The 13993-nt window shown below is 46.3% G+C and carries 9 protein-coding genes; all 9 read right to left on the reverse strand.

The features are described 5' to 3' along the window. Positions 1 to 20 precede the first annotated feature (20 nt). The 9 genes from QZR21_RS05045 to QZR21_RS05085 all read right to left on the reverse strand — a co-directional run bounded on the left by QZR21_RS05045 (position 21) and on the right by QZR21_RS05085 (position 12792). Positions 21 to 812: a transposase gene (locus QZR21_RS05045; RefSeq protein ID WP_296974087.1), complete on the reverse strand. Its 792-nt coding sequence runs from the start codon at positions 810 to 812 to the stop codon at positions 21 to 23. Between the two features lie 850 nt (positions 813 to 1662). Then, complete coding sequence (locus tag QZR21_RS05050; RefSeq protein WP_296098762.1) at positions 1663 to 2280, reverse strand: hypothetical protein; 618 nt, start codon at positions 2278 to 2280, stop codon at positions 1663 to 1665. 183 nt (positions 2281 to 2463) lie between these two features. After that, a complete protein-coding gene (locus QZR21_RS05055; RefSeq protein WP_296974091.1) occupies positions 2464 to 5553 on the reverse strand; it encodes a type III restriction-modification system endonuclease in 3090 nt (1029 codons plus the stop codon). Continuing rightward, positions 5553 to 6611, reverse strand: a complete 1059-nt coding sequence (locus tag QZR21_RS05060) for a YhcG family protein (RefSeq protein ID WP_296098766.1) — start codon at positions 6609 to 6611, stop codon at positions 5553 to 5555. Before QZR21_RS05060 ends, QZR21_RS05055 begins: the two co-directional genes overlap by 1 nt. After that, positions 6612 to 8255, reverse strand: coding sequence for a site-specific DNA-methyltransferase (locus tag QZR21_RS05065; protein WP_296974101.1), 1644 nt, complete (start codon positions 8253 to 8255; stop codon positions 6612 to 6614). It lies immediately after the preceding gene. After that, on the reverse strand, positions 8230 to 8538 hold the full coding sequence (locus QZR21_RS05070; protein ID WP_296098768.1) for a hypothetical protein: 309 nt from the start codon (positions 8536 to 8538) through the stop codon (positions 8230 to 8232). Before QZR21_RS05070 ends, QZR21_RS05065 begins: the two co-directional genes overlap by 26 nt. After that, entirely contained in the window at positions 8531 to 9154 is a 624-nt protein-coding gene (locus tag QZR21_RS05075) for a DUF4391 domain-containing protein (protein WP_296974095.1), read from the reverse strand. The genes QZR21_RS05070 and QZR21_RS05075 overlap by 8 nt, the downstream gene beginning before the upstream one ends. Continuing rightward, entirely contained in the window at positions 9155 to 12385 is a 3231-nt protein-coding gene (locus tag QZR21_RS05080; protein ID WP_296974098.1) for a helicase-related protein, read from the reverse strand. 56 nt (positions 12386 to 12441) lie between these two features. Beyond that, positions 12442 to 12792 carry a hypothetical protein gene (locus tag QZR21_RS05085; protein ID WP_296098777.1) on the reverse strand — a complete coding sequence of 117 codons (351 nt, stop codon included), beginning with the start codon at positions 12790 to 12792 and terminating at the stop codon, positions 12442 to 12444. Between the last annotated feature and the right edge of the window lie 1201 nt (positions 12793 to 13993).

Raw genomic sequence — 13993 nt, forward strand, 5'->3', positions numbered from 1 at the left:
GCTTCGAACCCTGTGCAGCTTTAAATAAAATTATTTTTGTCGTTTACTATAGCTGAAGGATCAGTCTTTGAGTAACTGTTTCGATTAGGACCGCAGATCCTTATTCTTTCTCCGTATTCCTTCAGTTTATCCGTGTATTTTTTTAGCTTTTCACACATACGCTGTTGTGGAGTCTTGCGATGCCCCGGACCATGGACAAATTCTTTTTCATCCAGTTCCCAGAAGCGTTCAAGAGCCTCCAGCTGTTCTTCCAGATAATCCGGGGTGTATTCAGTACTCGTTTCTATTGTTGCTTGTTCTGTTGCCAGATTTTGGTTGATTTCCTTCAGAAGTGACGTAATCTTCTCATACAGATGATACCGGGACTTTATGGCCGTTTTCTTCCACACCCAGCTGTATTTATTGGCATTGGCTTCCATTTTGGTGCCATCAATGTAGAGATGGGTAAGATCTACGTGGTCTTCCTCAAAAATTTCAGCATTAACCGCATTGAAAATGTCCTCAATACAATTGGCCATAACTTTGTTGATAAAGTTTTCAAAAGTGTGGTAACTGGGAGCCTGACCGCCTGACAGATAAATAAATCGTAAATCTGTACGGCAGGCCTTCTCCAGGCTTCGTAAAGAACAATACCCCTGCATAAATCCGAAAAGCACGAGTTTAAGTAAAATGACCGGATTGTATCCGATGCGGCCCGCAGAGCAGTGGGACTGTACCGGAAGATATTTTCTTAATCCTATAGCCTCCATTAAATGGTCAAATTCAAAAACAGGGTCATCAATTGGCAGATAAGATGCAATACACAGTGGCAAAAAGCCCTGCCGTGGGGTACAATGATAACTGGTATTTTTGTATTCCATTATAATACTATAATACCACTGAAAAAGGTGTCTGACTCGTTTGAGTTAGACACCTTTTTGGAGACTGTTTTAATTCAATTATTTCACAGCCCCAAGTTCTTCGCCTGCGGCGCCGGGCTGGCTGAGTGTACGTGCGAACGGATGACGCCTTGAGCGGAACAGGCCCTTCGGACCAGAAACCCATCTGTGGCCCTCACCGCCTGGCCTGGTGACTCTGCACATCCCCCGTCATTTCGAGCGGTGGCAAGGGAACTGGATTCGTAGGGAGCCGTAGGCGACCGAGAATCCAGTGACACGCTTCCCCTCGAGTGGCAGCATACTAAGTGGCTCTATCCTCAAAAATCGCTATAGCTTCGATGAGTCGAGAAATCTTTCTGGTAAATGCCTGTGACCGTGTTACACCCCCATAGACCGCAGATTCTGTTGGAAACGCCGCAGGCTGAAATTTTGCGGCGAAGCCGCTTGACCTCAACTCTCAACTCTCAATTCTCAAATCTATCTTTTCCGCCGCAAGCGAACCAGCTTTCCTAGCTGCTAAAAGCCAGCAGCTAGAAGCCCCCGCCCGTTCGCACGTCACTCAGCCACATGACCCCCGGCCCGCAGGGCCTATCACATCTATCTTCTATTTTCTATCATCTATCGTCTATCAGCCGGACCGCCAGCCAGTCGCTACAGCACCGACCATCCACCAGCTCAAGGCCCTACCCGTTCGTACGCATCCAGCCACACAAAAAGCCCACAGGCCCCGCCGGATTTCCGGCAAAAGCCCGTGGGCTTTTCTATTCTCCTTCTTCCTGCTCCATTACCAGTAGGGCGACTCCGCCACGTGTTCGAAGTATTCATAACTGAACCACTTCGCCTCCGGAGACCAGTCCAGCTTATAGGCAGGCATCGTCTTCCAGTTGCCGCCATATTCACCGACCCCCAGGAAAAGGCTTCCCTTTCTTACATAGGTGCCGGGCGCCGAATGCTCCGGCTTTTCCATGGTATCGCTGTCGATGTAGGTGATCAGGGATTTCTTCTTCTCATCGAAGCCCAGGAGGAACGCCCTCCTCCCCTCTTCTTTGAAGCGGATATCGTTCACCCCATAGAAGTATTTTCCCGTATCCACGTCCCGATACTGCTCGATGATATAGTCCGGCGCCGCCTTCGGGGAAGAGGCTTTCACAGAATAGGTCCAGTAGGTATCAAAATTCAGGAGCCAGTTCGGCTTGCTGATGGCCTTCAGGGTATAGTCATCGGGTTCCTCGGAGACACTCATAAACCGCACCGTCTTCTTCCCTTCCTTAAAGTCCGCAGAATTGACACCGGCATAGGCTCCCTGCACGATGGACTTCTGGACCATCACAAACTGGCTGGCGTCCGCCGTCCCAAAGGACAGGGCTGCCAGGACCGCTGCCAAAAGAAGAGCTTTTTTCATAGTCTGCCTCCTGCTGATATTCAGCTATACCGGTTGAGTTGATTGATCCCCGGATACTGCGAAAGAGTTGAGAGTTGAGTTCCAGCGGCTCCGCCGACCCTTTTTTCTCCCGTCGAATGTAAAACGATAAAGCCGCAAGCCATTACAATTCACGGTTCCATCTGTTTTACTGCTGCTACTCATTTATATGCTATTCATTATATTCATCAGATTTTGGAAAGAATCTACCTGTTCATAGACCACATCATCCGTAGATAATTCATTGAACAGTTTCTTTGCACAGCTGATTTTCGCCTGTTCTATTGGTCGGAGGTCCATACTTTCCATGGAACCCTTGGTTTCCGCTATGAAATAGATATGCTTTACCGTGCCCTTCTTGAAGGCTATGGCCCAGTCCGGCGCATAGTTTCCAACGGGTGTGGGAATCTGGAATCCCCGTGGCAGTTTTGCATACACTACTACCTTGTCATCCATATCCATGTCTTCCGCAAATCGCCGTTCCACGGACCGTTCTGCAGTACCGTCAGCAAATACATAGTCCTGCACGTTTTTCTTCGCCCGGTAGGCCTTATTGAAATCCCTGTTTTTCTCCGCCGTAAAGATGGAAGAGTCATAGGTTCCCTCAGTAGGATTATAGGTAATATCCTCCACAATCATGGTGGCCTTTTCTTCATTAATCAGCCTGGACACTTTGGAAATAAATTCCTCAGGACTGATTTTATACATCGCAAATTTCTGGGGATATATGTTTTTCAAAATGGTTGCTACCGTTCGCCTGGTCAGATGCGTTGCCCCACTGATTTTCCCGATGAGATCATACTTTACCTGGCTGGTTTCTCCACGAGAGAGGACATAGGTATGGCTCTTTTCACCAACAAAACCGGTCTTTGCCTCAATTTTGTCCTTATCCCAATCTTCTCCCTGTGTACCTTCCGTCACAGTGTATTGAAGTTGGGAAACGAACAGTCTGTCATTGATATGGTCTACTGCCTTATGGATCAGCTCCTGGCTGTCAAAATGGACGGTATAGGAATATTTGTGATTGATATAGTTCCATAGTGTCTGGAACTCCTTTCTGAAGAAGTTCTCATTCAGCTTATTTTCCGGAATTTTGGTCTTGCTGCCATCTTCAATCATGGATTCCATGACGTGGTCATCAAAGATTGCCTGCACCAGCACATGCACTGCCTTTTCTACCGGTTTCAGTGCAGCCGGTACCTCCGCCAGGCAGTGATTTGCCGCATCTGCTCGATAAGCATCGGTCACTTTCCCCTGTTCATCGATATAGCCATTCGTACCCAGATAAAACAGGATGCTATTAGCCTGATTTGCGTCAATGGTATAAACAGTCTCTCCCACTTTCACTTTTCTGCCATTGAAATATTCATAGGTTGCTTTGGTCGGCCTGTCATAAAGACTTTCTTTCATATCGTTCTGCAGATTAGAAACGAAGTCCTTATACCCCTCACTGGCAATAACAGTAAGCTTATTGATATTCTGGACTTCAGATCCCAGGACATGGGCATCCATACGATCGCCGAACCGATTAACGCAAAGCCGGAGGCCCCGGCCCACTTCCTGCCGCTTGTTAGTAGTACTGTTTCCCCCCTGTTTCAAGGTGCAGATCTGGAAAACATTGGGGTTATCCCAACCTTCGCGAAGGGCAGAATGGGAGAATATAAAACGTACCGGATTGTCCAGGGACAGGAGCCTTTCCTTATCCTTGAGAATCAGGTCATAAGCCGATTCATCATCACTCATATCGGTTTCCCGCTTCACCTTGCTGTCTACGGCATGTCCCTTTTTATCAATGCTGAAATAGCCGGCATGGGTTTTGTGGGTATCGATACCTTTCAGATATTGCTGGTACGGCGTATCGAAGAGAGTGATATATTCGTTCAGGATATCATTGTACTCTTCTTCAAACATTTTCCCGTACTCCGAAGGCAGTTCATTTCCCTCTTTATCGTATCGGCGGTAATGGTCCACCTTATCGATGAAGAACAGGGACAGCGTCTTGATGCCGCGATTGAAGAGATCCTTTTCTTTTTCAAAATGGGACCGGATAGTTTCGCGGATCTGGATTCTGCGGATATCTTTCTCATGGACGTCGCCAAGAATTTCCCCTGTATGGATTTCTACACCATTGGTGAAAGTAACCACGTTGTTCACCGGGTCTATATCACTGATATGGTACCCTTTATATTGTTCCATGTTTTTAGATGCAGCATACAGATCAAAATCTACTCCCACTTTCCTCATTTCCCGGTTTATGGATTTATTGTAGCTGATTTCGAATTCAAGGCGCGCCATGGGCGGTTTATCCGGATAAACCAGAATCTCCGCCAGGTACAGATATCCTTCCGTGCCGCGAAGGTTCCTGATGTCAAAACCTTTGACCTCGATCTTCTTGACCAGCTTCATCCGATACGCATCTACCGCATCCAGCACATAGACAAGGTTATGGTGCTCTTTATGGGTGGCGGAGTAGTTCAGCACAAAGAGCGGATTGAATTCTTTCAGGGCCTTCTGGGTCTTATCGCCGCCCATTTTCTGGGGTTCATCCATAATGATGATGGGCCGGTTCGCTGCGATGACCTGCATGGGCACCCGGGAGCCGAAATCATCGCGCTCGCTGAATATGATACGGGCCGCCTGGTCACCGCCACGGCCTTCTTTATTCTTGTCTTTATTGAAAGAGGAATTAAAGGCCTGGGTATTGATAATCATGACGGAAAGGTCAGCCGTGGAACTGAATGTATCAATATCCGTCAGTCTTTTGGAATTATATACAAAGAAACGGGCCTTTTTCCCATAGAGTTCCATGAAATGGTCCTCCATGGTCTGGAAGCTTTTCTTTACCCCCTCCCGGGTAGCGATGGACGGTACTACTACGATGAACTTACTCCAGCCATACCGCTTGTTCAGTTCAAACATGGTCTTGATATAGACATAGGTCTTGCCTGTGCCCGTCTCCATTTCCACATCCAGGGAGCAGGCGCCCATGGGCTTTACCAGGGTATCCGATTCTTTTACATTATTGGAGAGCTGGGCTTCGTGAATATTTGCCAGGAGCTTTGCATTATCCAAAACAACCGGAGCATTGCCAAACCCCTCATCCCCAAAAAGATTGACTTCCTGTGTATGCGCTCCGGTATCCCGGCGGTACCGCATCCTGTCCCGAAAAGGCTGGCCTGCAAAGACCCTGACCACACTATCTACGGCATCGGTCTGGTACTGCTGGATAGTAAATTTAAATTTCATGCCTGCCATCAGTCTCTATCCTCCTTGCCGGAATACTCATGCTGGAGATAAAAGATCTGCTTCTGCTTCTCGATTTCCTCCTTCAGTTCTTCTTTGGAGGGGAGGTAAGTCAGATATTTAGACATGAAAAGCCTGTCATTATCGTGAAGGACGGAATACCTGGCAATATCTTCATCCGTTTCGGAGCAGAGCAGGATACCGATGGTCGGATTATCTCCTTTCTTCCGTTTCAATTCATCATACATCCGCACATACATGTCAATCTGGCCCACGTCCTGGTGTGTAATTTTTCCCATTTTAAAATCAATGAGGACATAGCAGCGAAGCTCGATATTATAAAAAACAAGATCAATATAGTAATCTTCCGTCTCCGTCACAATATGCTGCTGACGGGCTACAAAGGCGAAGCCCCGCCCCATTTCCATCAGGAAATCACGGATATGCGACAGGATAGCCGATTCCAGGTCTGACTCCAGAAAAGAATCTTCCGTGCGGAAGCCAAGGAATTCCGCCATGACAGGATTCTTTATCATCTCAAAAGGATGCTTCTCAACTTCCTTTGATTTGTCCTTCATCTCTGCGACGACCTTATCCTTAGCCGGGGCTTTCAGCAGGCGGTAATAATACTGGGTGCTGATATTCCGGTCTAACGTACGAACGCCCCAATTTTCATCGGATGCTTCTTTCAAATACCAGAGACGGGCCGTTTCATCAGAAACGCGAAGAAGCGCTCGAAAATGGGACCAGCTGAGATTTTGAACACGCGTGTTCAAAATCTCATAATGAGGAAAATACTGATAAAACTTTACGTAATAATACAGATTTCGTTCCGAAAAAGCTTTTCCATATTCCCGGGTCAGAGCCAGTGAAAGGGCAGACATAAAGTTCTTTCCATAAAGTTCTGACTTGGTGATCCCCTTCTGCTCCTCTTCGACGATGCGCTTACCCAAAGTCCAATAGGTGGCAATCATGGCCTTACTGGCAGCCCGGTAAGCTGTGCCCCGGCCTTTGCTGATAATATGTTTGAGATCGTCAATGAGTGATGCATCCGGCTTTTTATCAGTCATTCACAGCACCTTCCTTACTGTCTGGGGACTATAGTTTTCAAAAATCTGGTCAAAGTTCACAGCCACGCTGTCGCTGGCCATACTGCTGTCCCGGAATACCGCATAGAAGGGACGCTTCTTGGCAATGGCTGTCACCGTTTCTTCTGTCACATCCCGGTCAAAGCAGGCCATGAGATAGCCGTCGGCCACAGAGAATACTTTCTTTCCATCGATTTCTACTTCTTCTACCTTTGAGGAAAGAAGTATCCCAAGATCAAGCATGACTTGAATCAATAAATCTTCTGGAGTCCGGTCATCCTTGATATTGTCTGCATAATCCAACAGGGTGTTTTGGTCAAGATCATTGGGACGATAATATACATCCTTCATATTGGACGAATCAACCGTAAAGCATCGGAACCCATAATCAATATCTGACCCCATTTCCTCCCGTATTTTCCTTCCTGCACCCGCTTTAGAAGGGTTGATTTTTTCAGGCAATTGAATCATAATAAATTTCCTATTTTTGGATTGATGCATGTTTGCTAGGAAAACCGCATGAGCCGTAGTTCCTGAGCCAGAGAAAAAATCCATAATAATATCGCCATCATCTGTCCCGCTAAATTCGATTAAGCGTTGTATAACTTCCTCATCTTTAGGATTTTCAAAGATCTTCGCCCCAAAAAGGGCAGCCAACCTTTTGGAAGATGCGCGACCATCCTTATAAAATACACTGTATGGAACCGCGTATTCTCGATCTTTGAGATATGACTTGAGTGTTGGAACATATGTCTCATCTTTTCCAAAATCCACGCGGCCTTCCTTTATCCATTCTTGCATTGTCTTTTCATTTGTAAGCCATCCACGTGAAGGAATTTTCACCGGTAATCCTGTTAAAGGATGTATTAACTTATATCTAGGTCCTCCACCACCAGGCCAAGATATATTATCTGAAAAATATATTCCCTTCTCATCAACTTTATTATAATGGGAGTGCTCCTTAGCAGGTGCATCATCCGGTAAACTTTTATACCACTTCTTTAATTTAAGCTCAATGGTTTGATAGTCAGTCTTGTATTCCTCTTTTAACTTATTATATTCCGCATAAATTTCTTTTAATCCTTGTTTCTTTTCTCTCCACACTATTTTATGATCTTTAATAAAATTCAGATCTCTAAAATAGCATAAGATATATTCATGTGATACAGATATGTATTTAGAATCATTTTTACGACCGCCGCTCCATACAAGTTGCGCGATAAAATTCTGCTGTCCAAATACCTCATCACACACTAATTTTAAAGATGCACTTTCATTCTCATCAATAGAAATAAATATAACCCCATCATTAGTCAGAAAATCTCTCGCTAATTTGATTCTTGGATATATCATATTGAGCCAGTCGGTATGGAAGCGCCCATTACTTTCGCTGTTTTGTACGAGACGGTTTCCTTCCTCATCGGTTTGTCCGCTATTGCCCGCATAATCTTTGGCACTCTGGGAAAAATCATCTTCATAGATAAAATCATTTCCCGTATTATAGGGCGGGTCAATATAAATCATCTTCACCTTGCCGAGATAGGTTTCCTGCAGCAGTTTCAGGGCATCCAGATTGTCCCCTTCGATATAGATATTCTGGCTATCTACCCCCCCCAATTTTTCCATCACGGCCTACCGATTTTTCTTTTTGGAATCGCAAGGTCTTGGCAATGGGTTCATTGGCAAGAAGCATGGCCTTTTTCTTGTCCGGCCAGGTGAACTGGTACCGTTCCTTTGGCCCCTCCACCACCTCCGTATTGATTTCCTGCATGAGCACATCCTTGTCGATGGCGCGGACTACCTGCCCGTTCTCATCCAGGCTTTCCGTTACGGCATCGGGGAAAAGGGCAGCCAGTTTCCTGAAATTTTCCTCTGCCCTGTCCGGTGTATGCATTTTCAGTTTATCCATGTGTCAATTCCTCCAGTTGTTTTTTCAATTCCATCATTTCTGTATACAGAGCGAAACGTTTCTTCGGCTGCTCCTCTTTCCATGCAGCTTTATCCAGTTTTTGGATTCGTTTCTGCAATTGGTCTATTACATCCTGGTTTTTGAGCTGCTGGCACAGGGACTCTCCTTCTTCCATCTTTATTTCTGGACGGAGGGCAATCTGCCGGACCAGGTCCTCCCAGATAGCAGTCATCGTATCGCCATGCAAGGTAAGGTCACTTTCTCCCGACGCTTTCCATGCTGTCCGATAGAGTTTCCCCTCATACACCGCCAGCTGTTCCTGCCCCTCATAAACCAGGCGGAATAGCAGTTTATGTTGATTCTGCCGAGCAATGGCTTCGACGATTTTCCCATCAAAGTCCTGTTTCTTCAATGCTATGGACAGAAGCAGGATTTCCCTTACATCCGAGCTTTCTGCCAGACGCAGGCTCTCCCTGGTAAGGCTGTTTTCTACCACGATGTGATCCACATCGGTTACAAATTTTGATTTCAAGGATGCCGTGAGATCCAAATGCCTGTAGAAAGCTTCTTTGGGAATTCGTCTCCCTATTTTTGTACTGCCTGGGAAATTGATCATTTACATCACCACCATAAAGCAGATCAGTTCAAAATCTTCCAGCCCTGAAAATCCGCCGGACCGGAAAGTCGTTTCACCGGATGAGAAAAAGCTGGAAATATCTTCTTCTTCCTTCACATTGATTATGGACTTGATGGCATCCTGCAGGAGTGTAGAAACGGCGTCCATTTTCCGGCCGTCCTTCGTCTTCCTGTTAAACCGCCGGCACAGGTCGTCCAGGGGCTCCGACTTTCCTTTGGCCATATGACGCATGGCATCCAATGTATCCTTCGGTTGGAGATGATTCGTAACGATTTCCCCATCCTGCCCTACATAGACCATATAGAAGGGATGAAGGCGGTTCCGATTCTTGATATTGATATGGGAATTTACATTTTTCAGGACAAAAATAACCCCCGGCTTTTCCCCCTGGGTCACCGCATGAATGCCAAAGGGCATGTGGTCGATATCCTTATGGTCTTTCATGTAGGCCAGAAGGTCCATTCGAAAATCATTCAGTCCCAGATCCATAATGGACACGCCGGAATTCATGTCCTCCAGATCCACCACCTCTTCCTGCAGACGCTTCAGCTGGGCTTTGCGGTATTCCAGATCTCCTTTCTCTTCCTGGTTAATAAGATCATCATCGCCGGTAGAAGTCATAACGGTAATCTTCATGCGCGTCTCTACCCGGGCTTTCAGATTGATATACTCATCCAGTGACAAATCCGGCCAGAAATTTACGAGCTGGATTACTTTATTTTGACTGCCGATACGGTCAATTCGGCCAAAGCGCTGGATGATGCGCACCGGATTCCAGTGAATATCATAATTGATACAGTAGTCGCAGTCCTGCAGGTTCTGGCCTTCAGAAATGCAGTCCGTACCGATCAGGATGTCGATATTATGATCCTTGTCTTTCGGATACAGAATATCCCTGTCTTTGGAAAGTGGAGAGAAGCAGGACAATACATGGTTCATTTCCGCCTTGAAACCAGGAATCGTCGTCCTGCCATCTACGCTCCCCGTCACAAGAGCTGTTTCCAGTCCCAGCACCTTTGCACGGGGCGCAATATTTTCATAAAGGTACTCAGCTGTATCCGCAAATGCGGTAAAGATGAGTATTTTTTTATTTCCCTTATTGATGGGATGGGCCTCTTTGTCACGGATAATATGCATGAGCTGGTTTAGTTTATAATCATACTCCGGCGTGATATCTTCTACCATACCGATAAGAACGGAGAGAGTCTCAATATCCTCATCCATTTCCCGCTTCCAGGTCACATAGTCCATGTCACGGATATCGATCCGGACCTTTTTCCCAACGGTAAAGAAATCTGTATTCCGGTCATCATCATCGAAATCCCCTGCTGTTTCAGAGAGATCCGTCATTTCTTCCAGATTTCCGGTACCGTTCTGCTGGAACCGGTCAATAATCTGTGCTGTATGAACCAGATAAGCCTTTACCCTTCGTATGGTAAGGAGGAAAGAATGAACAGAACTTTCCATGCGCTTCAGCAGATTGATGCTCATGAGGCGCTGGATACCGGATTCACGGCCTTTTCGGAAGTTAGCCGTTTCCTCTTCTGACAGGTACTTGGACAGGCAGCTTGGAAGGATGTACTGGGTCGGTGTATAAATGGTCAGATGTAAGTCAGCCAGACATTCATAGACTTCTTTATAGTTAATGGCGTCTTTTTTATCTGTTAATTTAGGATACAGGGATATGGGCTTCAATCTTTCCGGAAATGTACCTATATCTGCCATATCGTAATAGGTCTGTATGTGATGGCGGGAGCGGGCAATCGTCACTGCATCCAGTACTTCGAAGAAATCAAAATCCAATCGATCCAGCAGGTTTTCCGTGGTCCGCTCATCTTCCGGCAGCTTGCACCAGGCATTGTATATTGTCTGGGCCTGTCGGAAAATGGTATCTATATCGGACTTCGTATCCAGCTTGTCGTTGATTTCATCAGGATTTCCTTCATAAGCAATGGCCAATTGGTTACGAAGGTCATAGAACCGGTTATTGACCGGGGTGGCAGAAAGCATGAGTACCTTGGTGCGGACGCCGGGCCGAATAATCTGGTTCATCAGCCGCATATACCGATTTTCCTTTTCGCCGCCGTGGCTGTTCGTCCCATTGCCATTACGGAAATTATGGCTCTCATCAATGACAACGAGGTCATAATTTCCCCAGTTAATGCGGTCAATGGGAAGGCCAATGGCGGTCATACCGCTGTTTCTGGAAAGGTCTGTGTGGAAGAGGACATCATACCGGAAACGATCAGCCGCCAGTGGATTATTGACCAGATTTCCGCGGTAGGTCATCCAGTTCTCCGACAGTTTCTTTGGGCAAAGGACAAGGACGTTCTTATTTTTTCCTTCATAATATTTAATTACAGCCAGCGCCGTAAAGGTTTTCCCAAGGCCTACGCTGTCGGCCAGAATACAGCCATTGTACTGTTCCAGCTTATTAATAATGCCCAGGGCTGCATCTTTCTGGAAATTGTACAGTTTATGCCAGATAGCACTGTCCTGGAATCCCGTAGCTTCGTTAGGCAGCACATCTTCAGAAATATCTTCCAGAAATTCGCTGAAGATATTATAAAGCGTCATGAAATAGATCAATTCCGGTGGGTTTTCCTGGTACACCGTGGAAATCATATCAATGACCTCATTGGTCACATCGGACAGCTTTCGCCTGTCCTGCCATACGGTCTCAAAGAGGTTTAGAAATTCCCGGCTTGCCGGATTCTCAAACCGAGTCACCATGTTGCTGATATTATTTCCCCGTTCACAGCCAATATCCACGGCAGTAAAAGAATTCATGGGCATATAGGTATAGCATTCATCGGGATTAGCTACAACCATGAAGTTGTTCATGCCTTCCCGGGTCGTATTGGTCCGGAAAACAGCTTTGCGGCGGATCCAGTCGGCACACTCCTTCGCCACGGCCTTCTGCTTCAGTTCATTCCTGAGCCGGACTTCAAATTCCGTACCATACAGGCTCTTCTCCCTGCGGAGACGGGGAATATAAAACTCTTTCCGTTCTTTAGGCGTTTTTTCCGCTACAAAGGTGGGTGAAGTAAAAATAAACCGGAACTCATCACACTTTTCCAATTCTTCCTGTAAAGCCTGATACGCATAGATGGAAAAACAGGCAGCCGCAATAGAAATTTTGCTGCCCTCTTTGATCTTCTTCGTCAGGTCATCCTTGACTACCTTAGTCGTATTATTAAACGTGTCCATCCGCAGGTTCCTCTTCATACAAATGCAAAGAATGATTTGATTCGTTTTTTCTATAGCTATATATTTTCTATTTTACAGGTTTTAAGAGTAAAGCGCCACGGGTTCCGCAAGAACACGAACAATTCAGATTGCTGATGTCTCATTTTTTTAGTTTCTTTTCCTGTTTTTTTATCCTCATGCCGTATCCACAGATAGATACCAATTCCCAATATTCCAACCACCACGGCAGCAGTGGTACCGAAAATGGTTTTGATCCCCCAAAGGATAACGGCGGGAATAGCCAAGATTATCAGCATCATTTCTGCCATCAGGATGACTATGCAGAATTCCAGATGTCCCTCCACGGCTCCCAGGAAAATCAGGAATTGGATAGCCAGCATTCCTACACCGCCGTCTATATCATTCATAGCACACCTCCCCGGCCAGGCCGGTATACCACAGAGTAAATGCCCTATCCCTATGGTACAGGAAGAGTATGACAGGATATGTCCCTAAAGCAGGAATCTTAACTTATTGTTCTGTATAAGCTTCCATCCGCCACCGTTCAAGATGACGATTAAGAGGACATATATACAAATGAGTAGAAACAATCTTCTTTTCACCCACGCAAAAAACAGAAAAGCATCCGGAAGGGCACCAGGTAAGTTCAACCGGTGAATCGGCGTCCGCGCCTTGGCAGTCTGCACCGGATTTGTGGTCTCGAAGAGACCGGTATCGGTGATCACCCATACCTATTCGGACCTCTCCGCTCAGTGCCCGCCGAAACTCTCGTCAAGGGAGGAAAGTCCTGCGACTGCGCTTCCATTCTGCTTTTCTGTTTTTTCTTTGTCTTGCTTTTCTTTCCTTCATTCCCCGTCCGGACGGATTCTTTGGGAAAGGAGGGGCTCCTGAAAGGGAAATTTCCCGGTTCCTCCTGTCTTCCCCATTTCCTTCTGTACCATGGATGGAAGGAAACATTTGGAAGACTTTCAGAACGTCTCATGAGGTCTTTCATTCACCCCTCTGAACCTAATATCGCAAAAATTCCTCAGTAGTCACCCCCTCTTACAAAAAATTTCAAAAAAATCATTGACCCCGGGAGAATTTTCGTATGGAAGCCGCTGTCAGAAACCATAAGACGGTGCCGCAGGATGGCCCGGTAACCTGATAGCTGTAAGCCTCTCTGCCAGCCACGGGCACCCTTACGTGCCTTTATTTATTAGCAAACCATTAAATATTTAAAAATTGGTTGTGATTTTACCCCCGAAAAGGCCTTTTAATATATGGAGGGGTAAATCAGAAGTCCTCTTAAGAGCCGGTGATTTTCACAAAAGTATGACCTCCTTCCCAAATCCTAGGCAGGGAAAGAGGTCAGAAAAGTAAATCTCCTGTTTGCGCAAGGTCTTCTCCTATACTCCCCCCCCGCTCCCGTCCGGACAGGAGCGGTCAGCAGAATTCTGCAAAGCAGTACCCAGCTTCACAAATACGAAAACACGGAATATCGCCACCACATATCTCTTCACCGAACGGCAGGCTTTGACGACCGATCCTAGAGCAGCGGGGAGCAGAGAGGGAAAGTCCATCTTATCCCACCAATCTTCTTCCTTGCTAATGCGCTGATGCCTGATT

Origin of the sequence: uncultured Dialister sp. (genome assembly GCF_900541605.1) — a bacterium.
Classification (GTDB): Bacteria; Bacillota; Negativicutes; order Veillonellales; family Dialisteraceae; genus Dialister.

Coding starts and splice junctions, on each gene's coding strand:
- QZR21_RS05070 (WP_296098768.1), bottom strand. CDS start 8,538: ATGGATAAACTGAAAATGCATACACCGGACAGGGCAGAGGAAAATTTC.
- QZR21_RS05075 (WP_296974095.1), bottom strand. CDS start 9,154: ATGATCAATTTCCCAGGCAGTACAAAAATAGGGAGACGAATTCCCAAA.
- QZR21_RS05085 (WP_296098777.1), bottom strand. CDS start 12,792: ATGAATGATATAGACGGCGGTGTAGGAATGCTGGCTATCCAATTCCTG.
- QZR21_RS05055 (WP_296974091.1), bottom strand. CDS start 5,553: ATGGCAGGCATGAAATTTAAATTTACTATCCAGCAGTACCAGACCGAT.
- QZR21_RS05050 (WP_296098762.1), bottom strand. CDS start 2,280: ATGAAAAAAGCTCTTCTTTTGGCAGCGGTCCTGGCAGCCCTGTCCTTT.
- QZR21_RS05065 (WP_296974101.1), bottom strand. CDS start 8,255: ATGGAAAAATTGGGGGGGGTAGATAGCCAGAATATCTATATCGAAGGG.
- QZR21_RS05080 (WP_296974098.1), bottom strand. CDS start 12,385: ATGGACACGTTTAATAATACGACTAAGGTAGTCAAGGATGACCTGACG.
- QZR21_RS05060 (WP_296098766.1), bottom strand. CDS start 6,611: ATGACTGATAAAAAGCCGGATGCATCACTCATTGACGATCTCAAACAT.